Genomic DNA, 26,675 nt, shown 5'->3' on the forward strand with positions numbered 1-26,675 from the left:
TCACCGAAGGAAGATCATGCCCGCCCCGCTCGCGCCCCCCCGCCCGGTCCGCATCGTCGGCGTGGGCTCCTGCCTCGGCGCCCCCATCTTCGGCCCCGCCGCAGGGCCCCGCGCCCTCAAGGATCTGGGCTTCGACGCCCAACTGCGCCAACGCGGCATCCCCGCCCGCTGGCAGAAACTGATGGAACCCTCGGCCCCCAAGCCGCCCCAGGCCCCCCTGCAGGAACGCCTCGGCACGGTGAGCGCCATGCTCCACGACCTGGCCGATGAAGTGGCCGGCATCTGCGAGGACGACGCCATTCCCCTTGTCCTTGGCGGCGATCACGCCATCGGTGCCGGCACCTGGCGCGGCGTCGCCCGCGCCCTGGCGCCCCGGGGCAAGCTCGGCCTGATCTGGATCGACGCCCACCTGGACGCCCACACCGACCAGAGCACCCACAGCGGCAACATCCACGGCATGCCCCTGGCGGCGCTGCTCGGTATTGGTGACGAGAGCCTGACCGGGCTGCCCGGCCCCCACCTCGACCCGGCCCATCTGGCCATCGTCGGCGCCCGCTCCTGGGAGCCCGAAGAGAAGGCCCTGCTCAACCGGCTGGGCGTGAAGATTTTCACCATGGCCGAGGTGAAGAAACGCGGCCTGCCGGCGGTCCTGTGCGAGGCCATGAGCATCGCCCGTCAGGGCACCGCCGGCTTCGGCGTGTCGGTGGATCTCGACTCCATGGACTGCGCCGCCCTTCCCGCCACCACCTGCCTGGTGCCGGACGGGCTCGATCCCCAGACGCTGGTGGACAACCTTCACGGCCTGCGCAGCTGCGCCGACCTGATGGCGCTGGAAATCGTCGAGTACGTCCCCGAACGCGATCGTGATGGCAGCGGCGCGCGCTGGGTCACCGAACTCGCCGCGGCGGCCCTCGGCCCGACCACCGCCAACCTGCGCCAGCGCGAAGACACCTTCGGCGCCCACAACTACGCGCCGCTGCCGGTGGTCTTCACCCGCGGCCAGGGCGCCTGGCTGTGGGACGTGGAGGGGCGCCGCTACCTGGACATGATGAGCGCCTACTCGGCGGTCAGCTTCGGCCACAGCCATCCGCGCCTGGTGCAGGCCCTGGTGGACCAGGCCGGGCGCCTGGCACTCACCTCCCGCGCCTATTCCAACGACCGCCTGCCCCTGATGCTCGAGCGCCTGTCGGCCCTGCTCGGCTACGACCGGGCCCTGCCCGTGAACACCGGCCTCGAAGCCGTCGAAACCGCCCTCAAGGCCGCCCGCAAGTGGGCCCACACCATCAAGGGCGTGCCCGACGGCCGGGCCGAAATCATCGTCTGCGACAACAACTTCCACGGTCGCTCCACCACCATCATCAGCTTCTCCAGCGAGGCCCAGTACCGGGACGGCTTCGGCCCCCTGACCCCCGGCTTCCGCAGCATTCCCTTCGGCGACGCCGACGCCCTGGCCGCCACCATCACGCCGCACACAGCCGCCTTCCTGTTCGAGCCCATCCAGGGCGAAGGCGGAATCGTCATCCCGCCGCCCGGCTGGCTGGCCCGCTGTGCCGAGATCTGCCGCGCCAACCGGGTCCTGCTGATCGCCGACGAGGTGCAGACCGGCCTCGGCCGGACTGGCCGGCTGCTCGCCTGCCAGCATGAAGACGTGCGCCCCGACGGCGTGATCCTGGGCAAGGCCCTCGGCGGCGGCCTGCTGCCGGTGGCTGCCTTTCTGGCCGACGACCCCCTGATGCAGGTCTTCCAGCCCGGCGACCACGGCTCGACCTTCGGTGGCAACCCCCTCGCCGGCGCCGTCGCCGCCGAAGCCCTGGCCGTGCTCGCCGAAGACAAACTGGCCGAACGCTCCGCCACCCTCGGCGCCCGCTTCCTGGCGCGTCTGCAGGCCATCGACAACCCGCTGATCCGCGAAGTCCGCGGACGCGGCCTGATGATCGGCCTGGAACTCGACACCCGTCGCGTGGCGGCCCGGGTGGCAGCCGAATGGATGCTGGCCCGCGGCCTGATGACCAAGGACACCCACGAGAAGGTGCTGCGTTTTGCGCCCCCCCTCATCGTCACCGAGGCCGAACTCGAGTGGGCGGCCAGCACCATCGAAGACGCCCTCGCCGACCTCGCCCGTCGCTTCCCCGGAGATACCCCATGACCGACAAACTCGACCGCCTCGTCGCCGAGGCCCGCCGCGCCGCCGACAAGCGCGCCGAAGGCTACCGGGAAAGGGCCCTCAAGCTCTACCCCTGGATCTGCGGCCGCTGCGCCCGGGAGTTCACCACCACCAACCTGCGCGAACTCACCGTCCATCACCGCGACCACAACCACGACAACAACCCGCCCGACGGCAGCAACTGGGAGCTCCTGTGCCTCTACTGCCACGACAACGAGCACCAGCGGCAACTGGAAGCCACCCAGGGCCAGGTCGCAGCCAAGCAGCCCGGCAAGGCCGCCACCCACTCCCCGTTTTCCGGGCTGGGCGCCCTGCTCAAGAAGAACTGAGCACGCCGGGGCGCCGGTGCGGTGGATATGCCCTGCGCAATGGCAGATTCCTGCCCGCAAGCCACCCCATCCCGGTATTCCGGTGCTAAGCTCCCACGCGTGGAAAACATCCCCGCCCAAGGGCCGGAACATTTTCCACATTCAAACGGAAAGCCACGGGACACCGCATCGTCATCGATCCGTCCTGCGTGCTCATCGAAAACAGCTCCCTTTTAGAGCGAGCGTTTTGAGAGGGTTGTCGTGAATAAACTTGCAACGTCCGGCATCGCCATTGCTCTTGCCGGCATGATGATCGGCTGCGCTCCGCGCTATGCGGACGTCCCCGCCCCGACCCGCTTCGAAAACTCGAAGCAGGACAAACTCCAGGCCGCCGAACACTGGCGCAAGATCGCCGATCACTTCGCCAGCCAGCTCGCCACCGACCTGCGCGACAAGCTGGGTGGCCGCGCCATCCATGTTCCGAATCCGGGCGGCGAACAGGCCTTCGTCGACGGCTTCCGCGAACTGCTGACCACCGCCCTGGTGGCCCAGGGCCTCCCGGTCAGCACCGATGCCCGCAATGCCCTGACCGTGGATGTGCGCTACTCCATCTACCGTTTCCGCCCCGACCGGGCCCAGAACACCTACTACTACGGCGATGCCACCGCCCTGACCGCCGGCCTGTGGGCCATCGGCGCCGTGGCCGCGTCCGACATCTCGCCCAACGCCGGCATCTCGGCGGGGGTCAAGGTGCTGTCCGCAGTCGCAGGCATCGAGGGTTTTGCCTGGCTGTCCCAGGAAGCCATGGGCCGCGGCCAGTACGCCTCCGGCCCCGTGCCGCGTTCGGAGATCATCCTGACCGCCGCAGTGGCCGACAACACCCGCCTGGTCAGCCGGCGCACCAACATCTACTACGCCACCGACGAGGACAGCGAGCTGTACTGGCAAAAGCCGGCCCGGGCCGTGAGCATTCCGGTCATGGGTGACTGTGGCGAGAGGAGCAAGCTATGCGTCCGCTGATGTTTGCCGCACTGGCTGCAGCCGGCCTTGTGCTGAGCGCCTGCGAAACCACGCCCAAGCTCAGCCCGCTGAGCGAGCCGACCTACGAGCAGGCCCAGAACAACGCCTTCAACGCCGCCAACTACACTGCCGTCGGCGAGCTGATGAAGCGCTATCCCGCCGCCCCTGCGGTGTCGAGCAACAACTTCGAGGGCGGAACGGGCGCTCCCTTCATCGTCGCCACCCTGGTCAACATCGATCAGCTCGAGCAGTCCTCCACCCTGGGGCGCCTGATTTCCGAGCAGGTAGCCTCGCGCATGTCCCAGCTGGGCTACGGCGTGCTTGAGCTCAAGGTGCGCAATGGCGTGTACATGAAACGCAACGAAGGCGAGCTGCTGCTGACGCGGGAGATCAAGGAGGTTGCCTCCACCCACAATGCACAGGCCGTCATCGTCGGCACCTATGCCGAGAGTTCGACGATGGTCCATGTGAATCTCAAGGTGGTGAATCCTTCCACCAGCGTGATCCTCGCCGCCTACGACTACGCGCTGCCGCTGGACAAGCAGATCCACAGCCTGATCCGCAAACGCTGAGCCCGCCGGGTCCTTGCCGGTGCAGCTCACCCGAGGGGGCGTCGTAATGGCGCCCCCTTTGCGTTGCCAAACCGGCCCGGCCGGGTACGGCCGTCGATTCAGCCGCCGGACTTCACCGCAAACACCCGGATCCGGCGTAGCATTCGCCCCCCGCCATTTTCTGCATCATCCATGAGCACCACCCCCGCCCGCGCCTGCGGTATCGACTTCGGCACGTCCAACTCCACCGTGGGCTGGCTGCGCCCGGGTTCACCCACCCTGCTGACCCTGGAGGCCGACAAGCCGACCCTGCCCTCCGCGGTGTTCTTCAACGCCGACGAAGAGAGCACCCACTTCGGCCGGGACGCACTTGCGGAGTACCTGGAAGGCTATGAAGGCCGCCTGATGCGGGCACTGAAGAGCCTGCTCGGCAGCAGCCTGATGGATGGGAGCACCGAGGTGGGCGGCCGCGCACTGCCCTTCAAGGACCTGCTGGCCAGCTTCATCGGTGAGCTGAAGACCCGCGCCGAAGCCCAGGCCGGGCGCAGTTTCGATCAGGCGGTCTTCGGCCGTCCGGTGCATTTTGTTGACGACAACGAGACGGCTGATCGGCGGGCTCAGGACACCCTGGAGGCGATTGCCCGGCAGGTGGGCTTCAAGGACGTCAGTTTCCAGTTTGAACCCATCGGTGCCGCGCTCCACTATGAGGCCGGCCTCAACCGGGAAGAGCTGGTGCTGATCGCCGACATCGGCGGCGGCACGGCCGACTTCTCGCTGGTGCGCCTGTCTCCCGAACGGGCTCGGCGGGTGGACCGCCGCGAGGATCTGCTCGGCAACGCCGGCCTCCACGTAGGTGGTACGGATTTCGACCGGGCCCTGAGCCTGGAGTGCGTGATGCCCCTGCTGGGCTACCGGGGCCTGATGAAGAGCGGCGCGGAAATCCCCTCGAATCTGTTCTTCCAGCTCGCCACCTGGCACACCATCAATTTCGCCTATACCCGCCAGGCCTTCGCCGATTTTCAGCACATCTACCGGGATGCGGCAGCCCGCCGGGAGCTGGATCGCCTGGCCCGCCTGATCGGCCAGCGCGAAGGGCACTGGCTGGCGCTGCAGGTCGAGCAGGCCAAGATCGACCTGTCCGCCACGGATGACACCCTGCTCCACCTCGACCGGCTGGAAGCGGGGCTCACCCACAGCATCACCCGGGACGACTTTACCCTGGCAACCCGCAACCTGGTGGAGCGTGTTGCCGCGACGGTAGGCAGCCTGCTGGACCAGGCCGGGGTGGCGCGGGACCGGGTGGATACGCTCTATTTCACCGGCGGTGCCAGCGGCGTGCCGCAGCTCCGGGCCCGCATCGCGGCCGAGCTGCCCCAGGCGCGCAGTGTCGAAGGCGATCTGTTCGGCAGCATCGGGGCCGGACTGGCCGTGGAAGCCGCCCGCCGCTACGGCTGAGGTGCCGAGCCGCTGTCTGGTGAGGCCAGCACGCAGCGGTCACGCCCACCGCCCTTGGCCTGGTAAAGAGCAACGTCCGCCTGGGCCAGGCTCCCCTCCAGATCACGCCCGGTCGCATCAGCGAGGCCAAAACTGACCGTCACCGGCAGGGCGCTGCCATCGGGCAGGCGCGGAGGCGTCTCGGCCAGCCGCTGCCGCAGACGCCCGGTCAGACGCAGGGCCTCAGCCGGTGTGGTTTCCGGAAAGATGAAGGCGAACTCCTCGCCACCGTAACGCCCGACCCGGTCGGTCTGGCGGAGCGTCTCGGCCACCAGGCTGGCGAAACGCTGCAGCACATGGTCGCCCACCGCATGGCCAAAACGGTCATTCACCTGCTTGAAGTGATCGAGGTCGGCGATACCCACGGTGATGGGCCGGCCATACCGCAGGGCCCTGGCCATCTCCTCGGCCGCCTGCCCGAGAAAGTGGCGCCGGTTGGGCAGGCCGGTCAGGCCATCGGTGGTCGCCAGGCGCTCGAGCTTGAGCCGTACCTCTTCGTTCTCCCGCAGGGTGGCGTGAAAACGGACGATGGCCTCCTCGACCGCATGGATCTCGGCCATGGGAGCAGAGCTCAAATCAGGCAGCGGCCCCCGCGCATCCAGGCTGCTCAGCACGCGATGAATGCGCTGCAGCGGCTGAATGAGATAGCGCCGCAGAACGAACAGGGCGCTGGCCAGAAACACCCCCACCAGCACCAGATTGAGGACGAGCTTGTAGCGGGTCTGCTCCACGGCTTCGGACATCCGGTCAAGCTCGGCGCTGACCCGCTGCCCTCCCTCCACCGACAGATCATCGGCAAGCAGGCGCAGGCGCGCGGAGATGGCCTCCCAGGCCTTGATGTCCACTGCACGGGGGTGCTGTGCCGACGGCTGGGCGAGAAAGCCCTCCACCTCCGCCGCCAGGGCTGCGGTGCGGGGGTCTTCCCCCATGCTCGGGTGGGCTGCCAGGACTCGGACCAGGAACAGCGCGTCGTTCCGGGCAGCCGCATCGGGGGCCGTCAGCACCCGCTGCCCGCCGAGACGGAGCTCCTCCAGATTGCGCGCCAGACGCTGGCGCTCGAGGGTCCAGGGAACCGTCTCGTCATGCAGGCGAACCGCCACATCGGTCACCAGGCGCTGATCCACCGCCAGCAGCAGCACCAGGCTGAGAGCGACCAGGGCAAAAACACTCCCCAGCACCGCCAGTACGGTTCCCGCCGGCCAGCGCCTGACGGCGTCAGCCGCCAGGATATATCGCCCTGCCGATCGCTGGTCGTCCTTGCTCACTGCAGGCGAAAGGGGATGAACCGGCTGTTGATGCGGTCGAACCGGCCATCGCGCTTGATCCGGTCAATGGCGTCATTGAGCCGGGCACGCAGTTCGGGCATGCGGGGGTTGATACCCAGACATACATCGCCGGCCAGCTGGGGATCCCTCAAGAGGGTGGGGGCAAACCCCAGCGGGTTGATGCGCGGATCCTGCTGCAAGGCAACTGCGGTTGCCATGGGCAACAGCGCTGCATCGACCGTACTGGCCAGCAGGGCCGTGGCGATCTCGTCATGGCTCCCGAACTGGACGGCTTTCCAGCCCTGGGCCTGGGCATGGCGCGCCTGCACGCCCCCCCGCACGACCCCGGCTCGCCCCTCTCCGGGTGCGATACCCGGCCGGGCAAACCACACGCTGATCGAGCGGTAGTAGGGCTTGCTCATGAGCACCCGGGCCCGTCGTTCCGGGGTGGCCAGCAGGCTGACCGCGGCAAAGTCGAACTCTCCGGCGGCCACCGCATCCACCACCCGCTCAAGGGTTACGGGCACCGGCTCGCACTTCACCCCCATCGCGTCGCACAGGGCATACATGATTTCCACATTGAACCCCGTCAGCACCCCGGCTTCGTCCGTGTAGGACATGGGCGGCGAATGATTGAGCACAGCCACCCTCAGAGCTTTCTCTGCAGCCAGCCCGGGAAGACAGCATGCAAGCAGCGCCAGTGCCACGACGAAGCGGGGAAAATTCATCTTTTACGTTACGGAATTCCAGATACTGCCGAATTCCGCGATTTTACCCTCCCCCCGGACAGAGTGAAGCACCCATCGCCGCGGGCCGACATTCCGCCCCCGGGGACCCCAAAAAAAAAGGGCCGTCCAAGGACGACCCCACTCCCTCGACAGGAACCCGCCACACGGACGAGTCTCCCTCCCCATCGAACGAAACCTGTCGGCCACAGCCTGGCGGGAGTCGCCCGGCTGCGGCCCATGCTGATTATTCGAACTCGATGATGATCTCGTCCACCGACAGGCTGCTGCCAGCAGTGGCAGTGATCTTCTTGACCTTGCAGTCCTGCTCGGCCTTGAGGATGTTCTCCATCTTCATGGCTTCGATGACGGCCAGCTTCTCACCGGCCTTCACGTCCTGCCCCACCTGGACCGACACCTCGCGGAGGAGGCCCGGCATCGGGGAGAGCAGGAACTTGGACAGATCGGGCGGCAGCTTCTCGGGCATGAGAGCCAGCAGCTCAGCGGCACGGGCGCTCATCACCATGAAGTCGGCACGGGTGCCCCAGTGGAACAGGCTGTACTTGGTCTTGTGGCGCTCCACCTGCAGGGTGAAGGGCTCGCCATTGACAGTGCCGTTGAACAGGGACTCGCCCAGCTTCCAGTCAGACTTGATCTCGTAGCTCTTGCCGGCGTACTCGACGTGGTAGCCACCGGCCACCGGACGGGCCACCACCGGGTGGTGCTCGTTGCCTTCCTTGTTCAGGCGCACCACCATCCAGTGGTCGCCCACCAGGCGCTCGTGGCCCTGGAGCTGGCCGGAAATCGAGGCCGAACGGTCGGTGAAGGCACGGTAGACGTAGGCCGCCACGGAAACCAGCAGCGCCGGATCATCGTGAGGCACCATCGACGCATCGAAACCCGTCGGGTAGTACTTGGGAATGAAACCGGTATCGAAGATGCCGGAATGGAAAACCGGGTGCTGCATCAGCGCGGCCTGGAACGGGATGTTCGAGGAGATGCCACGGATCACGAAGCCGTTGAGGGCGTCACGCATGCGGTCGATGGCCTGGGCGCGGGTCGGGGCGTGCACGATGAGCTTGGCGATCATCGAGTCGTAGAACATGGAGATCTCGCCACCGTCGTACACACCGGTATCGACGCGGGTGGTGCCCTTGTCGTCGGTGGTCTCCTTGGGCGGCAGGAACTTCACCAGCCGGCCGGTGGAGGGCAGGAAACCGCGGAACGGGTCTTCGGCGTTGATCCGGCATTCCATGGACCAGCCGTTGATCTTGACGTCGGCCTGGGCCAGAGGCAGCTTCTCGCCGTAGGCGACACGGATCATCTGCTCGACCAGGTCGAGGCCGGTGATCAGCTCGGTGACGGGGTGCTCCACCTGGAGACGGGTGTTCATCTCGAGGAAGTAGAACTCCTTGGTCGCACCGGACACCACGAATTCAACGGTACCCGCGGATTCGTAGTTAACGGCACGGGCCAGGGCCACGGCCTGTTCGCCCATGGCCTTGCGCATCTCGGCGTCCACGAAGGGGCTCGGCGCCTCTTCGATGACCTTCTGGTGACGGCGCTGGATCGAGCAGTCACGTTCGTTGAGGTACACGTAGTTGCCGTGGCTGTCGCCCAGCACCTGGATCTCGATGTGACGCGGCTCGAGCACGTACTTCTCGATGAAGACGCGGTCGTCGCCGAAGGAGTTGCGGGCTTCATTGACGCAGGAGGAGAAGCCTTCGTGGGCTTCGGCGTCATTGTAGGCCACGCGCAGGCCCTTGCCGCCGCCGCCGGCGGAAGCCTTGATCATCACCGGGTAGCCGATCTTCTTGGCGATCTCGACGGCTTCATCCGGGCCGGCGATGGCGTCGTTGTAGCCGGGGATGGTGTTCACACCGGCGGCGATGGCGAGCTTCTTGGACTCGATCTTGTCGCCCATCTTGGCGATGGAGTAGTGCTTCGGGCCGATGAACTTGACGCCCTCTTCTTCCAGACGACGGGAGAACTCGGCGTTTTCGGACAGGAAGCCGTAACCCGGGTGAACGGCCTGAGCACCGGTCTGCTTGCAGGCAGCGATGATCTTGTCGGCGACCAGGTAGGATTCCTTGGAGGCCGCCGGGCCGATGCACACGGCCTCGTCAGCCAGCTCGACGAACAGGGCGTCCTTGTCGGCCTCGGAGTACACGGCGACAGTGGCGATGCCCATCTTGCGGGCGGTCTTGATGACGCGGCAGGCAATCTCGCCGCGGTTTGCAATCAGGATCTTGGTAAACATGTCTTGGCGTCCTCGGCGATCACAGCGGAATGTTGCCGTGCTTGCGCCACGGGTTGTCGAGCTGCTTGTCCTTGAGCATGGCCAGGGAACGGGCGATGCGCTTGCGGGTGGCGTGGGGCATGATCACGTCATCGATGAAGCCCCGGGCGCCGGCCACGAAGGGATTGGCAAACTTGGCCTTGTACTCGGCTTCGCGCTCGGCCAGCTTGGCCGGGTCGTTCTTTTCTTCGCGGAAGATGATCTCCACGGCGCCCTTCGGGCCCATCACGGCGATCTCGGCGGACGGCCAGGCGAGGTTCACGTCGCCACGCAGGTGCTTGGAGGACATCACGTCATACGCGCCGCCATAGGCCTTGCGGGTGATCACGGTGACCTTGGGCACGGTGCACTCGGCGTAGGCATAGAGCAGCTTGGCGCCATGCTTGATGATGCCGCCGTATTCCTGGGTGGTGCCGGGCATGAAGCCGGGCACGTCCACGAACGTGACAACCGGGATGTTGAAGGCGTCGCAGAAACGCACGAAGCGCGCGGCCTTGATCGAGGACTTGATGTCCAGGCAGCCGGCCAGCACCAGGGGCTGGTTGGCGACGATGCCCACCGGGCTGCCGTCAATACGACCAAAGCCGATGATGATGTTCTTGGCGTAGTCGGGCTGGAGCTCGAAGAAATCGCTGTCGTCCACAACCTTGACGATCAGCTCCTTCATGTCATACGGCTTGTTGGCGTTGTCCGGGACCAGCGTGTCCAGAGAGTAGTCGAAGCGGTCGGCCGGATCGTTGGTCGGCGTGACGGGCGGCTGCTCCCGGTTGTTGGCCGGCAGGAAGTTCATGAAGCGGCGCAGCATGGACAGCGCTTCCACGTCGTTCTCGAAGGCCAGGTCGGCCACGCCGGACTTGCTGGTATGGGTGACGGCGCCGCCCAGTTCCTCGGCGGTCACATCCTCGTGGGTCACGGTCTTCACGACTTCCGGACCGGTCACGAACATGTAGGAGGAGTCCTTCACCATGAAGATGAAGTCGGTCATGGACGGGGAGTACACCGCGCCACCGGCACAGGGGCCCATGATCATGGAGATCTGCGGCACAACGCCGGAGGCCATCACATTGCGCTGGAACACGTCGGCGTAACCACCGAGGGAGGCCACGCCTTCCTGGATGCGGGCGCCGCCCGAATCGTTGAGGCCGATCACCGGGGCACCGACCTTCATGGCCTGATCCATGACCTTGCAGATCTTCTCGGCGTGGGTCTCGGACAGGGAGCCACCGAACACGGTGAAGTCCTGGGAGAACACGAAGACCAGGCGGCCATTGATGGTGCCATAGCCGACCACAACACCGTCACCCGGGGTCTTTTCGGCTTCGTTCATGCCGAAATCGACGCAACGGTGCTCCTTGAACATGTCCCATTCTTCGAAGGAATCGGGGTCGAGCAGCAGCTCGATACGTTCACGGGCCGTCAGCTTGCCCTTCTTGTGCTGGCTGTCGATACGCTTCTGACCGCCACCCAGGCGGGCCGCTTCGCGCTTCTTTTCCAGCTGGTGGATGATGTCGTGCATTTACAACCTCCAGTCAATGATCCTGTTGTATGTCGTTTTTTTGTTCAGCCCAGATAGCCCAGCAGCCGCAGGGCTGCGGCGGAGGGCGTGGTCTGTCCGGCCTCGACGGCCGCCTGCAGACCGGGCAGATCCTGCTGTACCCGGGCGTGACCTGCAAACCGGGCCCGCAGGCCCTGGTCGATCAGTTCCCACATCCAGGCCTGTGCCTGGTGACGGCGGCGGGCGTCGAATTCACCGCTCTGCTGCATCGCGGAACGGTAATCCCCGATGGTATTCCAGAACTCGGCAATCCCCTGCTTTTGCAAGGCCGACATCATCAACACCGGCGGCGTCCAGTTGGGCGAGGCATGACGCAGCATGCCCAGCGCACTCTTGATCTGCGAGCGGGCCACATTGGCAGACTGGGGGTGGATGTCGGCCTTGTTGATGACGATCAGGTCGGCGATCTCCATGATCCCCTTCTTGATCGCCTGCAGGTCGTCGCCGGCATTGGGCAGCTGGAGCAGGCAGAAGATGTCGGTCATGCCGGCCACGGCGGTCTCCGACTGCCCCACGCCCACCGTCTCGATGATGATCACGTCGAAGCCGGAGGCCTCGCACACCAGCATGGCTTCGCGGGTCTTCTCGGCCACGCCCCCCAGGCTGCCGGCGGACGGGCTGGGGCGGATGAAGGCCTCGGGCCGCTGGGACAGCAGCTCCATGCGGGTCTTGTCCCCCAGGATGGACCCGCCGGTGACGCTGGATGAGGGATCGACAGCGAGCACGGCCACCCGGTGGCCCTGCTCGATGAGGTACAGACCGAGCGCTTCGATGAAGGTGGACTTGCCCACCCCCGGCACTCCGGAAATCCCAACCCGCATGGATTTGCCGGTATGCGGCAGCAGGCCTTCGAGCACATTGCGCGCACGCTGCTTGTGATCCGACCGCTGGGATTCGATCAGGGTGATCGTCTTGGCAAGCGGACGCAGCTGATGCGCCAGCACGCCGTCGACCAAGGCCTGGTCGGCGGCGTCCCGTTGCGGAAGATCGGCGGGCATGTTCATGGGCTCAATCGTGGCCGGCGCGCAGGCCAGGCCGGCGCGCCGTAGGTCGGGTGAGGACGGATCAGGCCTTGCGGGCGGCCCGGATCTGCTTGAGCACTTCCCGGGCCGAGGTCTGGATCGGCGTGCCCGGCCCGAAGATGCCCTTGGCACCGGCGGCGTAGAGCGCGTCGTAGTCCTGGGCCGGGATCACGCCACCCACGAAGGTGATGATGTCATCGGCACCCTGGGCCTTGAGGGCGTTGATGATGGCCGGTACGAGGGTCTTGTGACCGGCGGCGAGGCTGGAACAGCCCACGGCATGCACGTCGTTCTCAATGGCGTGGCGGGCAGCCTCTTCCGGCGTCTGGAAGAGGGGGCCGATGTCGATGTCGAAGCCCAGGTCGGCGAAGGCCGAGGCCACCACCTTGGAGCCGCGGTCATGACCGTCCTGACCGAGCTTGGCGATCATGATGCGGGGGCGGCGGCCTTCCTCGGCCACGAAGGCCTCGATGTCGGACTTCAGGGACTTCCAGTCGTCGTCGCCTTCGACCACGGCGTTGTAGATGCCGGTGACGGCCTGGGGATTGGCACGGTAGCGGCCGAACACGACTTCCAGCGCATCGGAGATCTCGCCCACGGTGGCGCGCAGGCGCACGGCCTTCACGGCCAGGTCAAGCAGGTTGCCTTCACCGGTCTTGGCGGCGTCGGTCAGGGCTGCCAGGGCGGCGGTCACGGCGGCGCTGTCACGAGTGGCGCGGATCTGGGCCAGGCGGGCGACCTGGGCATCACGCACGGCGTGGTTGTCGATGTCGAGGATCTCGATCGGGTCTTCCTTGGCGAGCTTGTACTTGTTCACGCCAACGATCACGTCCTTGCCGGAGTCGATGCGGGCCTGCTTGTCGGCGGCGCATTCCTCGACCTTCATCTTGGCCCAGCCGGACTCGACCGCCTTGGTCATGCCGCCCATGGCCTCGATCTCCTCGATCAGGGCCCAGGCCTTGTCGGCCATGTCCTGGGTGAGCTTTTCCATCATGTAGGAGCCGGCCCACGGATCGACGACGCTGGTAATGTGGGTTTCTTCCTGGATGATGATCTGGGTGTTACGGGCGATGCGCGCCGAAAACTCGGTGGGCAGCGCGATGGCTTCGTCCAGCGCGTTGGTGTGCAGGGACTGGGTGCCGCCGAACACGGCCGCCATGGCTTCGATGGTGGTGCGCACCACGTTGTTGTACGGGTCTTGCTCGGTGAGCGACCAGCCGGAGGTCTGGCTGTGGGTGCGCAGCATCATGGACTTCTGGCTCTTCGGCTCGAACTGCTTCATCAGGCGCCACCACAGCATGCGCGCGGCGCGCATCTTGGCGATCTCCAGGTAGAAGTTCATGCCCACCGCCCAGAAGAAGGACAGACGGCCCGCGAAGGTGTCCACGTCCATGCCCGACTTGATGCCGGTGCGCACGTATTCCACACCGTCGGCCAGGGTGAAGGCCAGCTCGATGGCCTGGTTCGCACCCGCTTCCTGGATGTGATAACCCGAAATCGAGATCGAGTTGAACTTCGGCATGTGGGTCGACGTGTAATTGAAGATATCAGCGATGATCTTCATCGACGGCGTCGGCGGGTAGATGTAGGTGTTGCGGACCATGAACTCCTTGAGGATGTCGTTCTGGATGGTCCCGGACAGCTTGTCCTGCGACACGCCCTGCTCTTCGGCGGCGACGATGTAGCCGGCGAGGATGGGCAGCACGGCGCCGTTCATGGTCATGGAGACCGACACCTTGTCGAGGGGGATCTCGTTGAAGAGGATCTTCATGTCCTCGACGGAGTCGATGGCCACGCCGGCCTTGCCCACGTCACCCACCACACGGGGGTTGTCGGAATCGTAGCCCCGGTGGGTGGCCAGATCGAAGGCCACCGACACGCCCTGGCCGCCGGCGGCCAGCGCCTTGCGGTAGAAGGCGTTGGAGGCCTCGGCGGTGGAGAAGCCGGCGTACTGGCGGATGGTCCACGGGCGGGCCGCGTACATGGTGGCCTGGGGGCCGCGCAGGAAGGGCTCGAAGCCCGGCAGGGTGTTGGAATACTTGAGGCCTTCCAGATCAGCCGCGGTATACAGAGGCTTGACCGTGATGCCCTCGGGTGTCACCCAGTTCAGCTTGGCGACATCGCCTCCGGGGGCCGACTTGCCGGCGGCCTTGTTCCAGGCGGCCAGGTCGGGTTGGGGAAAGGTCGGTTCGGTCTTGTTCGCCATGGCTTTTCTACCCTCACGTAGCGTGGGCCGCTCGGCAGCCCTTGGTAATTAGTGACGCCAGTACCGGCCGTGACCCCTGGTCACGGCCGGCTGCCGTGCCCCGCGCAGGGCAGTTTTCTCCCTCCCTCTATTTTTTGTGGTCTGACGACTATCTTGCCGCCTGACCGACACAAGGGTTACATCCTGCGCAGGAACTTGACTTGCTATCTTGTAGATAATACTTTATCCATAATTATGGATGCAACAGCTGAAGACAACACTTTTTCGACCTTGTCACTTAAAACCATGAACGCAGGCCGGATCGCCCCTCTCGCCCTCTATCAGGAAGTCGCGGAACGCCTGCGTCAGCGCATCTTTTCCCATGAACTGCCCCCGGGCACCTGGGTGGATGAGCAGGCCCTGGCCACCCAGTACGGCATCTCCCGCACGCCCCTGCGGGAAGCCCTGAAGGTGCTCGCGGCCGAAGGCCTGGTCACCCTCAAACCTCGGCGGGGTTGCTACGTCACCGAAATCTCCGAGCGCGATCTGGACGAGATCTTCACGGTCATGGCCCTGCTCGAAGGCCAATGCGCTGCAGACACAGCCCGCAAGGCCAGCGACGCCGACCTGAAGCGCCTGCTCGACATCCACGCAGAGCTCGAACAGGCCACCCGGACCAGCGACATCGACGGCTTCTTCGAGGCCAACCAGGCCTTCCACCAGGAAGTCCAGCTGATCGCCGACAACCGCTGGCTGACCCAGGCCATCACCGATCTGCGCAAGGTCATCAAGCTGTCACGGCACCACTCCCTGTTCATCGATGGACGCATCGAGCAGTCCCTCGCCGAACACCGGCTGATCCTCGACGCCCTCGGTCGCCGCGACGTGAGCGCCACTGAACTCGCCATGCGCGAGCACATCTCCAGCGGCCGCCGCGCCCTGGCCAAGATCGCGGCCAAGCGCGAAGCCACCGCCTGAGACAAACCACGCCGGCAACTGCGGCACGCCGGCGGCACCCAACAAAAACCCCCGATCGGGCCAGCCCGTCGGGGGTTTTGTCATTCATCCCGCGCCCTTGCGGGCGCTACGGACATCAGTGGGCGCTGGCGTCAGCAGCACCAAAACCAGTCTGGGCACGCACGTACTGATCATCAAACATGGCGCGCTCGGCATTCCCCTCGGGGCTGTTGTCCAGCTTCGAGAAGATGTAGGTCAGCAGGAAAGCCAGCGGCATGGAGAACAGGGCCGGCTGGTCGTACGGGAAGATCGCCTGGGCGTTGCCCAGCACAGTCACCCACACGGACTTGGAAAGCACCACCAGCAGCACGGCAGCAATCAGACCCGAGTAGCCACCAATGATGGCGCCGCGGGTAGTCAGACCCTTCCAGTACATGGAGAGGATGAGCACCGGGAAGTTGGCGGACGCCGCGATACCGAAGGCCAGGGCGACCATGAACGCCACGTTCATCTTCTCGAAGGCGATACCGAGAACGATGGCCACGAGGCCCAGGCCCACGGAGGCGAAGCGGGACACGCGCAGCTCTTCGGTCTCGGTGGCCTTGCCCTTGCGGATCACGCGGGCGTAGATGTCATGGGAGATGGCAGCCGCGCCAGCCAGGGCCAGACCGGACACCACCGCCAGGATGGTGGCGAAGGCCACGGCGGAGAGGAAACCCAGCAGCAGGTTGCCGCCCACGGCCTTGGCCAGGTGCATGGCGATCATGTTGCCGCCGCCGACGATCTTGCCGCCGATCTGACCACCCTCGAAGAACTCGGGGTTCTGGCCGACGATGATGATGGCGGCGAAGCCCATCAGCAGGATCACGTTGAAGAAGTAGGCCACGAAACCGGACGCGTACAGCACCGACTTGCGGGCTTCCTTGGCGTTGGTCACGGTGAAGAAGCGCATCAGGATGTGCGGCAGGCCGGCGGTACCGAACATCAGGCCAAGGCCCAGGGACAGGGCAGTGATGGGGTCCGGCAGCAGGGTGCCCGGGAACAGCAGCTTCTCGCCCAGGGAGTGCAGGGACACGGCCTGGCTCATCATCTTCTCGAAGCTGAAGCCGAACTGGGACATGGCCAGAACCGCCACCAGGGTGCCGCCCGCCAGCAGCATGCAGGCCTTGATGATCTGCACCCAGGTGGTGGCAACCATGCCGCCAAAGGTGACATAGACCATCATCAGCGCGCCGACCACGAACAGGGCGATGTTGTAGTCCAGGCCGAACAGCAGCTTGATCAGCTGGCCGGCACCGACCATCTGGGCCACCAGGTAGAAGCACACCACGGTGAGGGAGGACACCGCCGCCATCGTCCGCACCTTGCTCTGGTTGAGCCGGTAGGAGGTGATGTCGGCAAAGGTGAACTTGCCCAGGTTGCGCAGGCGCTCGGCCATCAGGAACAGGATGATGGGCCAGCCGGCGAAGAAGGCGATCATGTAGATGTAGCCATCGACGCCCTTGGTGTACACCAGCGCGGTGAGGCCCAGCAGGGTAGCGGCAGACATGTAGTCGCCGGCAATGGCCAGGCCGTTCTGGAAGCCGGTGATGCCGCCACCCGCGGTGTAGAAGTCGGACGCGGACTTGGTGCGGCCCGCGGCCCAGTAGGTGATGCCCAGGGTCATGGACACGAAGAGCACGAACATCCCGATGGCGTGCAGGTTCAGGGGCTGCTTCTCGGTGGCGGAAATCGCATCACCGGCGAAGGACAGGGCCGGCGCAAGCAGGGCCAGCAGGGCAACATTCAGACGTGCCAGCATTACTTCACCTCCTTGGATGCGTCGCGGATGATCTCGGTGGTGATGGCATCGAACTCGCCATTGGCGCGCTTGACGTACACGGCGGTGAGCACCCAGAAGAAGATGAACATGAACAGCTCGGCGGCGATGCCGACGGTCACGTAAGACCCTTCGGACAAACGCTGGCCGATGAGGTTGGGGTTGAAGGCCACCACCATGAAGAAACCGTAGAAGATCGTCAGAACGATCACCGACAGCAGGGTGGCAAAGCCCTGGCGCTTCGACACCAGTTCGGCGAAGCGCGGGTTCTTGCGGATACGGGCGTACACCGCATTCTGGCTTGCATTGGTCGACATCTTTTCCCTCCCAAGAGAAAGTCAGTGAATTTGGCGCGATCTGCCTGTTGGTGTTTTTGGTGCGGCGATCGGTGGAGCTTTTTTTATGTGGTGCTTCCGGCGGGCGAAGTCGCGCCATTAACGACGCCCGGGCAGATGATATAGCATATAGAAGACTCCATACTACAACGTACGGTGGCTTTTTGCGGTGCAGCAAGCACGCCCAAGCCACCTCCACCCAGGACGCACATCCCCCATGCCCGGAGAAATTCTCTTCCATCAGGACAACGGCATCGCCACCCTGAGCCTTTCCAACCCCGACAAGCTCAACGCCGTCGATGCCGGCATGTGGCGTGGCCTGCAGGCCCGGATGTCGGCCATCAATGCCGATCCGGACGTACGCTGCGTGGTGCTGCGCGGCGCGGGTGACAAGGCCTTTGCGGCCGGGGGAGACATCGAGGAGTTCCTCACCGTGCGGGCCACGGTGGACGATGCGCTGCACTACCACGAGGACCTGGTGGCCGCCGCCCTGGACGCCGTGCGGGCCTGCCCGGTGCCCACGGTGGCGATGATCCAGGGGGCCTGCGTGGGGGGCGGGTTGGAGATCGCGGGCTGCTGCGACCTGCGCATCGCCGGCGAATCGAGCCGCTTCGGAGCCCCCATCAACAAGCTGGGCTTTTCCATGTATCCGGGGGAGATGGCCGGCCTGCTGGGCCTGGTGGGGCCGGCGGTGCTGCTGGAGATCCTGCTCGAGGGGCGCATCCTGGGTGCCCGGGAGGCCCTGGCCAAGGGCTTGCTGACCCGGGTGGTGGACGACGAGGAGGTGGAAAAGGAAGCGCTGGCCACCGCCCAGCGCATCCTCAAGGGCGCCCCTCTGGTGGCCCGCTGGCACAAGCAGTGGGTGCACCGCCTGATGGATGGCCGCCCGCTGACGGCCACCGAGAAGCGCGCCGCCTTCGACTTTCTCGCCACCGAGGACTACGCCGAGGGCCTGGACGCCTTTCTCAACAAGCGGGCGCCGGCCTTCAAGGGGCGCTGACGGAACTCAGCCGCCCAGCACCGTGTGCAGCATCTTCAGGGACAGCAGCACCAGCACGGCGGCGAAGATCTTCTTGAGCACCGCCACCGGCAGGCGATGGGCCAGCCGGGCGCCCACGGGCGCCAGAAAGGCCGACACCGAGCTCACCAGCACCAGGGCCGGCAGATTGACGAAGCCCACGGTCCACTCGGGCAGGCCCGCAGCGCCCCAGCCGTTGATCAGGTAGCCCAGCGCACCGGCCAGGGCGATGGGCAGGCCGATGGCCGCCGAGGTGCCGATGGCGTTCTGCATCTTGACGTTGCACCAGGTCATGAAGGGCACCGACAGGGACCCGCCACCAATCGCCACCAGGGCCGAGATCACCCCGATCACGCCCCCCACGCCCGCCAGCCCCGCGCTGCCCGGCAGCGCGCGGGAGGGTTTGGGCTTGACGTTGAGGATCATCTGCACCGCCACATAGGCCATGAAGCAGGCGAAGAAGATGGCCAGCGGAGCCGTGGCCACCCGGGACGCGATGAAGGTGCCACCGAAGGTACCCAGCAGCACCCCCGGGGTGATGCCCTTCACAATGTCCCAGCGCACTGCGCCGTGCTTGTGGTGGGCGCGCAGGCTGGAGATCGAGGTGATCACGATGGCCGCCATCGAGGTGCCCAGGGCCACATGCACCAGATGCTCCCGGGGAAAACCCTGGGCAGCGAAAAGCGTGGTGAGCATGGGCACCATGATGCCTCCGCCCCCCACGCCCATCAGTCCGGCAAAAAAGCCCACGAAGGCCCCCAGGGCCAGGTAGGCCACCAACCATTCAATACCCATCACACTCTCAATTCAGCAGATCCGTCGCGCCGAGCAGCTGCCCGACGATGAAACGCCACTCGGCCGGCTCCACCGGGGTGATGGAGAGCCGGTTGCCGCGGGCCAGGACGCGCATGTTCTCCAGTTCCGGGTGGCGGCGCAATTCGGACAAACCCAGCAGCCGGGTCTTGCGCACGAAGGCCACATCCACATGCAGCCAGCGCGGCGTTTCGGGCGTGGCCTTGGGGTCGAAGTACTTGCTCGCCGGGTCGAACTGGGTGGCATCCGGATAGGCCGTGCTGGCCACCCGGGCAATACCGGCCACCCCGGGCTCGGCACAGCCGGAGTGGTAGAACAGTACGCCATCGCCCACCTGCATGGCGTCGCGCATGAAGTTGCGTGCCTGGTAATTGCGCACGCCATACCAGGGCACCGTCTGCTCCGGCCGCGCGGCCAGGTCATCGATGGAAACATCGTCGGGTTCGGACTTCATCAGCCAGTAGCGCATCGCCCTCTCCATTCAGGAACAGGATTGAAGCTGCCCGAAGGCCCCATCCTCACATCCGGATTGAGCCACAGGGCTGTTGAGGGCAAGATTCTGGCACACAACGGCGTGACCCTCCGACGCCCCCGCCTCGCCACCCGGAAAGCCCAAGCGCATGGCCACAACCCTCCGCCCGCCCCGCCCAGACTCCTCCTTCCGGAAGTGGCTGCAGCACGCCCTCGCCTGTGTCTGCACCGCCCTGACCCTGGCCTTGCCCGTAACCGCAACGGCGGCGGATGAAGCCCCCACCCCGGCAGACCGAAGATCGGTGACGACCCCGGACGACGGCGAGGCCGACCTGGTCCTGATGAATCGCCACGTGGTCCGCTTTCGCAGCAGCCTGCTCGGATCTCCCGCGGCCCAGCGGGCCGAACGGGGCAAGCACAACCTCGACGTAATCCTGGCCCGGAACGAAGACGACACGGTCAAGGTTCAGTCCAACCCGATGGGCAACATCGTCCTGGTAGGCGACCAGCTGGCCTTCATCCTGACCCATGACGACGTGGACAGGCTTAGCGGCGAGACCCTCGACAGCCTCACCCATCGCACCCTCGGCGCACTGCGCCAGGTAATCGTCGAAACCCGCGAAAGCCGCGACAGCGAAGCCATGGCCCGGGGCGCCGGTGCCGCGGCCGGCGCCACCGCCGTGGCCCTCATCCTCGCCCTGGTCCTGACCCGCCTGCACCGTGGCCTCGGCACACGCCTGGTCAGCACCATCGACCGCAAGGCCGAGCAGCTCAAGCTCGGGGGTACCGAGCTGATCCGCCGCGACCGCATCCTCGCCGCCGTGGGCTGGCTGATGAGCGCCAGCTACTGGCTGCTTATGCTGCTCCTGGGCTATGCCTGGCTGGGCTTCGTGCTGGCCCGCTTCCCGTTCACCCGGGCCTGGGGCGAGCAGCTCAACGGCTATCTGCTGGGCATCGTGCTGGACATGGGCAAGGGCATCCTCACCACCCTGCCCAACCTGCTCATCGCCGCCATCATGTTCCTGCTTGCCCGGGGTGTGGTCGGCCTGCTCAAGCCCCTGTTCGACCACGTGTCGTCCGGCGAGCCCGGCATCGGCTGGCTGGACCGGGACACCGTGGAGCCGACCCGCAAGATCACCAACATCCTGATCTGGATCTTCGCCCTGGTGATGGCCTACCCCTACCTCCCCGGCGCCCACACCGAGGCCTTCAAGGGCATGTCGGTGCTGATCGGCCTGATGGTGTCCCTGGGGGCATCGAGCATCGTCGGCCAGGGTGCCAGCGGCCTGATCCTGATGTACTCCCGCACCCTGCGCACTGGCGAGTACGTGCGCATCGGCGAGCATGAAGGCACCATCGTCGCCATCAGCCTGTTCACCACCCGCCTGCGTACCGGGCGGGGCGCCGAGATCACCCTGCCCAACGCGATGATCGTCGGCAACGCCACCCGCAACTACTCCCGCACCGTCAGCGGCGAAGGCTTCATGGTGGATACCACCGTCACCATCGGCTACGACACCCCCTGGCGCCAGGTGGAGGCCATGCTCATCCAGGCCGCCGCCCGCACCCCGGGCATCCTCGCCAGCCCCACGCCCCGGGTTTACCAGACGGTCCTGTCCGACTACTACCCCGAGTACTGCCTGGTGGCCCAGGCCCTGCCCACCGGCCCGCTGCCCCGAGCCGAGGTGATCAGCCGCCTCCACGCCAACATTCAGGACGTCTTCAACGAGCATGGCGTGCAGATCATGTCGCCCCACTACATGGCCGACCCCGCCACCGACAAGGTTGTGCCCCGGGAGCGCTGGCACACGCCACCGGCCCGGCCGGCCGACGAGTGACGGGGCTGGGGTATCATCCCCGGCTGTTTCCTGCCATCCCGCCTTCAGGAGCCCCCATGAGCACCCTCCCCGAGCGCCGCAAGAACCTCAGCCTGCGCGAGCTGGTGGACAAGGCCTACCTCATCATCGAGCCCTTCTTCGACCCGGCCAACGCCTGGAACGGCCAGTCCCTGGAGCACCTGGCCTATCGGGTGGTCCGCGAGAACCTGCCCGACATCGCCCCCCAGGACGTGCAGGTCATCGTCTCGGCCGCCACCCGCATCTACCGCAGCAAGCACACGCCCCAGTAAGCATCCGGTGACCCGCTTTTATCCCTTTCTCTTCGTGCTCCTGTGGAGCACGGGCTTCATCGGCGCCAAATACGGCCTGCCCTTCGCCGAACCCCTGAGCTTCCTGTCCACCCGCTATGTGCTGGTGATTGCGGTGATGGGCCTGCTGGCGCTGGCCACCCGCGCGCCCTGGCCGGCCAGCCCGCGCCAGTGGCTGCACATCGGCGTCACCGGCATCCTGGTCCATGCCATCTACCTGGGGGGCGTGTTCATGGCCATCCGCCATGGCCTGCCGGCCGGCATCACGGCACTGGTGGTGGGGCTGCAGCCCCTGCTCACCGCCCTGGGCGCCGGCGCCCTGCTGGGCGAGCGCGTGCTGCCCCGCCAGTGGGCCGGGCTGGCCCTCGGCTTTGGCGGCGTCGGGCTGGTGGTCGCCCACAAGGTGGCGGCGGCGGCCAGCACCCCGGCCCTGGCGGCCATGCTCGTCCCGGCGGTCGTGGCCCTCCTCGGCATCACCGCCGGCACCCTCTACCAGAAGCGCTTCTGCCCCGCTTTCGACCTGCGCACCGGCGCCGTGGTGCAGTTCATCCCTACCCTCGTCCTCACCCTGCTGGTGGCCAGCCAGACCGAAACCATGGCCATCGAGTGGACGGGCCAGTTCGTCTTTGCCCTGCTGTGGCTGGTGCTGGTGCTGTCGGTGGGCGCCATCAGCCTGCTCAACCTGCTGATCCGCGGTGGCAGCGCGGTGAATGTGGCCAGCCTGTTCTACCTGACCCCGCCCACCACTGCCCTCATCGCCTGGGCCGCCTTTGGCGAGACGCTTACCGGCCTGGCCCTGGCGGGCATGGGGCTGACCGTCTTCGGCGTGTGGCTGGCGCGCAAATGAGGGTCCATGGCCCCACCGCCTCGGCCAGTGTCGCCACCCGCATCCTGGGTATCGACCCGGGCCTGCGCAGCACCGGCTTCGGCCTCATCGACACCCTCGGCAGCCAGCTGCGCTATGTGGCCAGCGGCTGCATAAAGACCGGCGAGGGCAGCCTGCCCGAGCGCCTCAAGATCATCCTCGATGGCATCCGCGAGGTGATCGCCACCTACAAGCCCGACCAGGCCGCGGTGGAGATCGTGTTCGTCAACGTCAATCCCCAGTCCACCCTGCTGCTGGGTCAGGCCCGGGGGGCGGCCATCTGCGGCGCCGTGTCTTGCGACCTGCCGGTGGCCGAATACACCGCCCTGCAGGTCAAGCAGGCGGTGGTGGGCCACGGCAAGGCCGCCAAGGAGCAGGTCAGTCACATGGTGCAGCGCCTGCTGTCCCTCGAAGGTGCCCCGTCGTCCGACGCCGCCGACGCTCTGGCCTGCGCCATTGCCCATGCCCATGGCAGCAGCGGTGTGGCCGCCATGGCCGGCATCGGCACACGCAAGCGCGGCGGCCGCCTGTCGGCCTGAGCTGCCCGCCCTCAGGGCATCCGCTTCAGCACATGCAGCAAGGCCCGCTGGGAGGGGCCCAGCACATCTGACAGGGCCACCTTGTCCAGCGACGCAAAAAAGGCCTCCAGCGCCGCCCCCAGCACCCCCTTGAGCTGACAGCTGGCGGTGAGCAGGCAGCGGCTCGTCTCGTGGAAGCACTCCACCAGGGCCAGATCGGTCTCCATCTTCCGCACCACGTCCCCCACCGCGATCTGCTGCGGCGGCCGCGCCAGGCGCAAGCCGCCGCCCTTGCCGCGCAAACCCTCCACAAAGCCATTGCGGATCAGCTGATTGACGACTTTCATCAAATGACTGCGGGAGATCTCGAAGCGCTCCGAGATCTCCTGGATGGTCACCAGGCGTTGCTCGTTGGACGCCAGATAGATCAGGACGCGCAAGGCGTAGTCCGTGTGCTGGGTGATGTGCATGGATGGCGGGTGGCCCAAAGGGAGCTTCAACCCTTCGATTATAAGGGGCTTTTTAAAAGATTCATTTAAGTTGACTCTTTAAAAGATGAATCTTAAAGTCCACTTAAAGCAAACCCATCAACGGAGAGAACCATGACCACCCATGAGAAAGCCCCGCCCGAGCACCCCGTTCTGGCCCAGGCCTGCGCCGTCATGCGCGAAGCCTACGAACGCGGCTGGATCAGCACCCGTGACGGCAACGTATCGGTGGCCATGAGCGACCGCCGCGGCTTCCTGGTGTCAGCCAGCGGCGTGATCAAGCACACCCTGGTACCCAGCCAGTTCGTCTTCATCCCCGCCGATCCCGCCGCCGCCCCGGCTGCCAACGCCTATCCCCGGCCGTCGGGCGAGCTCGACCTGCACCGCCGCCTGCAGGCCCTGCTGGCCGGGCGGGCACTGACGGTACTGCACCTGCACCCCACCCACATCGTCGCGGCCCTCTATGCCGGGCGGGATCTGGCCGAGCTGTCGGCCGACTTTCCCGAAGTCACCCGCTACACCCGGGTCGGGCCGAACATTCCGGCGTTGCCCGCCACCAGCACGGAGCTGGCCGAAGCCTGCGAGGCGGCCTTCCAGCCGGCCCTCGGCCTCCCGCCCCACATCCTCGGCCTGGACCGCCACGGCGTGGTCGCCGTCGGTAAAACCCCGTGGGAGGCCTTCGAGCATGTGGAGCGCCTGGAGCACATCTGCCGCATCGCCCTCACCGCCGGCCGTCGCCACATCCACCATCCCGATCCCATCAACGAGGAGGCCGACCATGCCACACGCCGCCCCTGACCCGCGTCGGGTCCTCACCACCGGCCGGGCCATGATGGTCCTCGCCGCCATCGGCATGCTCATCTCGACCCTGGTGGCCTACCCCCTGGCCGAGCGCTTCAGCCTGGGCATGCAGATCGCCGGCCATCTGGCCCTGCCGGTATCGGCGGCCTTCTTCAAGCTCGGCTACGTGGTGCGGCTGGCCGCCCACCATGCCCTTGGCAACCTGCAGGCAGGCTGAGCAGACGGATGGCCACTACAATGACGCCCCGATCCAACCCTGGAGCGTCCGCGCATGCCCGCCCCCATCCACTGCGTCACCGCCCGCCTGCTGCTGCGTCAATGGCGCGACGAGGACCTGACGCCCTTTGCCGCCCTGAATGCCGATCCGGAGGTCATGGCCCACTTCCCGGCGCCCCTGGCGCGCCAGGCCAGCGATACGCTGGCCCTGCGCTGTCAGGCGCTGATCGCCGAGCGGGGCTGGGGTTTCTGGGCAGCGGAACTGAAAGAGAGCGGGCAGTTCATCGGCTTTGTCGGGCTGCACACGCCCATTGCTGAACTACCGTTTTCGCCCTGTGTGGAAGTGGGCTGGCGTCTGGCCCGGGCCCACTGGGGGCGTGGCCTGGCCTCCGAAGCAGCCCGGGCTGCGCTGGAGGTGGGCTTTGAAACCCTGGGACTCGCGGAAATCGTGTCCTTCACGGCCCTCGGCAACCTGCGCTCCCGGGCGGTGATGGAGCGCATCGGCATGCGCCGGGCAGACGAGGACTTCGACCACCCGGCCGTGCCACCGGACAGCCCCTTGCGGGCACATTGTCTGTACCGGCTCGACCGCGGCAGCTGGCAGGCAAGGCCGGGCTGATCAGCCCGGCTGCGGGGCTCAGGGCTTGGCCGGCGCCATCGCCTTGGCGCGCATGCCGCCGCGACGATCACCCCGATGGGCCTCATCGAAGATCTTCTGCTGCTCGGGGCTCAGCTGGGCATAGAAGGCCTTCAGCACGGAGATGTGCTCGGCCATCGCGGCCTGGTGGGCCTTCATGTGCTCCAGCATGCGCTCGGCCCGCTCGGGGGTGGTCAGGGTGGCCGCATCCGCCATCTTCGCCGGGTCGTGCCGACCCTTGCCCATGGGGTGCTCGGACTCGACCAGCTTCTTCCAGCCCGCCTCCTGCTCGGGGGTGAGCTTGAGGGCCTCATGCAGCTTGCGGTGATGCTGCTCCATGCGCTCGGCGCGATGCTCGCCCATGCCACGCGGGCCCATCGGGCCACAGGCCGGGTCGGCCAGGGCCGGCAGGGAGGTGGCGCCCAGCAGGGCAATCAGGGTGGCAGCCGGGGCAAGGTGGCGAAAACGCTTCATCATGGTGAATCTCCTCGTGGGACGTCATGTCCGGACAGCATATCCGGATCTGCCGTACCAGACCGGCCCGCACAGGCGCCGGTTCCACCCCAACTGTAAGCGCCTATTGCCTGGCCAGCACGTTGAGTCCCGGCTTGAGGTCGGCGGCGTCGATGTAGCCGATGGCCCCGGGGGTCTTCTGCACGAAGTCGATGATGGCGGCGCTGGACTCCATCTCCTTGGGCGGCAGCCCCTTGCCGATGAAGCGGCGGACCGTCCAGTAAGCCACGTAACGCTCGTCATCCTGCTCCACGTAGAGGCTCAGGAAGCGGTTGCGAACGGGGCTGCCGGGCAGGGCGTTCACCACGATCACGGGGGCACCGTTAACCTCGGTGGAACGCCCCGTATAGAGCTTGCGCAGCGCCCCGGCATTGAGCTTGGGCAGTTGGGAGTGGCCGATCACGACCACGTTGTCGGCCTGGGCCGGCAGAGCCAGCAGAAGGCTCATCCCGAGGAGACCAGCGCGCATCCAGTTGATGTCCATGGCCCC

General features: G+C 66.3%; 27 protein-coding genes. 14 read left to right on the forward strand and 13 right to left on the reverse strand.

The window, feature by feature from the left end; translation table 11 throughout:
* Window positions 1-16: 16 nt before the first annotated feature.
* The 5 genes from rocD to L6Q67_RS05440 all read left to right on the forward strand — a co-directional run bounded on the left by rocD (window position 17) and on the right by L6Q67_RS05440 (window position 5,498).
* Complete coding sequence (gene rocD, locus L6Q67_RS05420; protein WP_296566447.1) at window positions 17-2,146, forward strand: ornithine--oxo-acid transaminase; 2,130 nt, start codon at window positions 17-19, stop codon at window positions 2,144-2,146.
* Window positions 2,143-2,493 (forward strand): YajD family HNH nuclease, encoded by a 351-nt coding sequence (locus L6Q67_RS05425; RefSeq protein WP_296566450.1) that lies wholly within the window; start codon window positions 2,143-2,145, stop codon window positions 2,491-2,493. The genes rocD and L6Q67_RS05425 overlap by 4 nt, the downstream gene beginning before the upstream one ends.
* A gap of 240 nt (window positions 2,494-2,733) precedes the next feature.
* Window positions 2,734-3,492 carry a hypothetical protein gene (locus tag L6Q67_RS05430; RefSeq protein ID WP_296566452.1) on the forward strand — a complete coding sequence of 253 codons (759 nt, stop codon included), beginning with the start codon at window positions 2,734-2,736 and terminating at the stop codon, window positions 3,490-3,492.
* Window positions 3,480-4,064: a FlgO family outer membrane protein gene (locus L6Q67_RS05435; RefSeq protein ID WP_296566454.1), complete on the forward strand. Its 585-nt coding sequence runs from the start codon at window positions 3,480-3,482 to the stop codon at window positions 4,062-4,064. The genes L6Q67_RS05430 and L6Q67_RS05435 overlap by 13 nt, the downstream gene beginning before the upstream one ends.
* A 171-nt stretch (window positions 4,065-4,235) precedes the next feature.
* Entirely contained in the window at window positions 4,236-5,498 is a 1,263-nt protein-coding gene (locus L6Q67_RS05440) for an Hsp70 family protein (RefSeq protein ID WP_296566457.1), read from the forward strand.
* Here the strand turns inward: L6Q67_RS05440 and L6Q67_RS05445 are convergent.
* The 6 genes from L6Q67_RS05445 to scpA all read right to left on the reverse strand — a co-directional run bounded on the left by L6Q67_RS05445 (window position 5,489) and on the right by scpA (window position 14,609).
* Entirely contained in the window at window positions 5,489-6,802 is a 1,314-nt protein-coding gene (locus L6Q67_RS05445) for a diguanylate cyclase (RefSeq protein WP_296566461.1), read from the reverse strand. The genes L6Q67_RS05440 and L6Q67_RS05445 overlap by 10 nt on opposite strands.
* Entirely contained in the window at window positions 6,799-7,530 is a 732-nt protein-coding gene (locus tag L6Q67_RS05450; RefSeq protein WP_296566470.1) for an ABC transporter substrate-binding protein, read from the reverse strand. Before L6Q67_RS05450 ends, L6Q67_RS05445 begins: the two co-directional genes overlap by 4 nt.
* Before the next feature lie 244 nt (window positions 7,531-7,774).
* Complete coding sequence (locus tag L6Q67_RS05455; RefSeq protein ID WP_296566474.1) at window positions 7,775-9,787, reverse strand: acetyl/propionyl/methylcrotonyl-CoA carboxylase subunit alpha; 2,013 nt, start codon at window positions 9,785-9,787, stop codon at window positions 7,775-7,777.
* A gap of 19 nt (window positions 9,788-9,806) precedes the next feature.
* Complete coding sequence (locus tag L6Q67_RS05460) at window positions 9,807-11,342, reverse strand: acyl-CoA carboxylase subunit beta (protein ID WP_296566476.1); 1,536 nt, start codon at window positions 11,340-11,342, stop codon at window positions 9,807-9,809.
* Window positions 11,343-11,386: 44 nt separating this feature from the next.
* The gene (meaB, locus tag L6Q67_RS05465) at window positions 11,387-12,379 is read right to left on the reverse strand and encodes a methylmalonyl Co-A mutase-associated GTPase MeaB (RefSeq protein WP_296566987.1); all 993 of its coding nucleotides are present in this window, start codon (window positions 12,377-12,379) and stop codon (window positions 11,387-11,389) included.
* A 67-nt stretch (window positions 12,380-12,446) separates the two neighbouring features.
* Window positions 12,447-14,609, reverse strand: coding sequence for a methylmalonyl-CoA mutase (gene scpA, locus L6Q67_RS05470; protein ID WP_296566478.1), 2,163 nt, complete (start codon window positions 14,607-14,609; stop codon window positions 12,447-12,449).
* 285 nt (window positions 14,610-14,894) lie between these two features.
* Between scpA and L6Q67_RS05475 the strand changes: the two genes are divergently transcribed.
* Window positions 14,895-15,566 (forward strand): GntR family transcriptional regulator, encoded by a 672-nt coding sequence (locus L6Q67_RS05475; protein ID WP_296566480.1) that lies wholly within the window; start codon window positions 14,895-14,897, stop codon window positions 15,564-15,566.
* A 115-nt stretch (window positions 15,567-15,681) separates the two neighbouring features.
* Here the strand turns inward: L6Q67_RS05475 and L6Q67_RS05480 are convergent, their stop codons facing one another.
* Together L6Q67_RS05480 and L6Q67_RS05485 are read right to left on the reverse strand one after the other, a co-directional pair.
* Window positions 15,682-17,346: a cation acetate symporter gene (locus L6Q67_RS05480; protein ID WP_296566482.1), complete on the reverse strand. Its 1,665-nt coding sequence runs from the start codon at window positions 17,344-17,346 to the stop codon at window positions 15,682-15,684.
* The gene (locus L6Q67_RS05485) at window positions 17,346-17,681 is read right to left on the reverse strand and encodes a DUF485 domain-containing protein (protein ID WP_296408085.1); all 336 of its coding nucleotides are present in this window, start codon (window positions 17,679-17,681) and stop codon (window positions 17,346-17,348) included. Before L6Q67_RS05485 ends, L6Q67_RS05480 begins: the two co-directional genes overlap by 1 nt.
* Before the next feature lie 235 nt (window positions 17,682-17,916).
* On the opposite strand from L6Q67_RS05485, the gene L6Q67_RS05490 reads away from it, so the two are divergent.
* Window positions 17,917-18,699: an enoyl-CoA hydratase-related protein gene (locus L6Q67_RS05490; RefSeq protein WP_296566485.1), complete on the forward strand. Its 783-nt coding sequence runs from the start codon at window positions 17,917-17,919 to the stop codon at window positions 18,697-18,699.
* 6 nt (window positions 18,700-18,705) lie between these two features.
* Here L6Q67_RS05490 and L6Q67_RS05495 read toward each other — a convergent pair whose 3' ends face one another.
* Window positions 18,706-19,512, reverse strand: a complete 807-nt coding sequence (locus L6Q67_RS05495) for a sulfite exporter TauE/SafE family protein (protein WP_296566486.1) — start codon at window positions 19,510-19,512, stop codon at window positions 18,706-18,708.
* Between the two features lie 7 nt (window positions 19,513-19,519).
* On the reverse strand, window positions 19,520-19,999 hold the full coding sequence (locus L6Q67_RS05500; RefSeq protein ID WP_296566489.1) for an EVE domain-containing protein: 480 nt from the start codon (window positions 19,997-19,999) through the stop codon (window positions 19,520-19,522).
* 151 nt (window positions 20,000-20,150) lie between these two features.
* Here L6Q67_RS05500 and L6Q67_RS05505 point away from each other — a divergent pair, with 151 nt between their 5' ends.
* The 4 genes from L6Q67_RS05505 to ruvC are packed head-to-tail and all read left to right on the forward strand — an operon-like array spanning window position 20,151 to window position 23,551.
* Entirely contained in the window at window positions 20,151-21,839 is a 1,689-nt protein-coding gene (locus tag L6Q67_RS05505) for a mechanosensitive ion channel family protein (protein WP_296566491.1), read from the forward strand.
* Between the two features lie 56 nt (window positions 21,840-21,895).
* On the forward strand, window positions 21,896-22,129 hold the full coding sequence (locus L6Q67_RS05510) for a hypothetical protein (protein WP_296566495.1): 234 nt from the start codon (window positions 21,896-21,898) through the stop codon (window positions 22,127-22,129).
* A 7-nt stretch (window positions 22,130-22,136) separates the two neighbouring features.
* Window positions 22,137-22,994 (forward strand): DMT family transporter, encoded by an 858-nt coding sequence (locus L6Q67_RS05515; RefSeq protein ID WP_296566497.1) that lies wholly within the window; start codon window positions 22,137-22,139, stop codon window positions 22,992-22,994.
* A complete protein-coding gene (gene ruvC / locus L6Q67_RS05520; RefSeq protein WP_296566500.1) occupies window positions 22,991-23,551 on the forward strand; it encodes a crossover junction endodeoxyribonuclease RuvC in 561 nt (186 codons plus the stop codon). The genes L6Q67_RS05515 and ruvC overlap by 4 nt, the downstream gene beginning before the upstream one ends.
* 11 nt (window positions 23,552-23,562) lie before the next feature.
* On the opposite strand, the gene L6Q67_RS05525 is transcribed toward ruvC, so the two are convergent.
* Window positions 23,563-24,000 (reverse strand): Rrf2 family transcriptional regulator, encoded by a 438-nt coding sequence (locus tag L6Q67_RS05525; protein WP_296566501.1) that lies wholly within the window; start codon window positions 23,998-24,000, stop codon window positions 23,563-23,565.
* Window positions 24,001-24,132: 132 nt separating this feature from the next.
* Here L6Q67_RS05525 and L6Q67_RS05530 point away from each other — a divergent pair, with 132 nt between their 5' ends.
* Genes L6Q67_RS05530 through L6Q67_RS05540 form a run of 3 tightly spaced genes read left to right on the forward strand, consistent with a single transcriptional unit; the run spans window position 24,133 to window position 25,654 of the window.
* Complete coding sequence (locus L6Q67_RS05530; protein WP_296566504.1) at window positions 24,133-24,816, forward strand: class II aldolase/adducin family protein; 684 nt, start codon at window positions 24,133-24,135, stop codon at window positions 24,814-24,816.
* The gene (locus L6Q67_RS05535) at window positions 24,797-25,036 is read left to right on the forward strand and encodes a hypothetical protein (RefSeq protein WP_296566506.1); all 240 of its coding nucleotides are present in this window, start codon (window positions 24,797-24,799) and stop codon (window positions 25,034-25,036) included. Before L6Q67_RS05530 ends, L6Q67_RS05535 begins: the two co-directional genes overlap by 20 nt.
* A 54-nt stretch (window positions 25,037-25,090) precedes the next feature.
* Window positions 25,091-25,654, forward strand: coding sequence for a GNAT family N-acetyltransferase (locus L6Q67_RS05540; RefSeq protein WP_296566509.1), 564 nt, complete (start codon window positions 25,091-25,093; stop codon window positions 25,652-25,654).
* An 18-nt stretch (window positions 25,655-25,672) separates the two neighbouring features.
* On the opposite strand, the gene L6Q67_RS05545 is transcribed toward L6Q67_RS05540, so the two are convergent.
* Together L6Q67_RS05545 and L6Q67_RS05550 are read right to left on the reverse strand one after the other, a co-directional pair.
* Window positions 25,673-26,149, reverse strand: coding sequence for a Spy/CpxP family protein refolding chaperone (locus L6Q67_RS05545; RefSeq protein ID WP_296566511.1), 477 nt, complete (start codon window positions 26,147-26,149; stop codon window positions 25,673-25,675).
* 100 nt (window positions 26,150-26,249) lie between these two features.
* Window positions 26,250-26,669, reverse strand: a complete 420-nt coding sequence (locus L6Q67_RS05550) for a hypothetical protein (protein ID WP_296566514.1) — start codon at window positions 26,667-26,669, stop codon at window positions 26,250-26,252.
* Window positions 26,670-26,675: the final 6 nt, after the last annotated feature.

It is taken from the genome of Zoogloea sp. (genome assembly GCF_023150065.1).
Lineage (GTDB): Bacteria > Pseudomonadota > Gammaproteobacteria > Burkholderiales > Rhodocyclaceae > Zoogloea.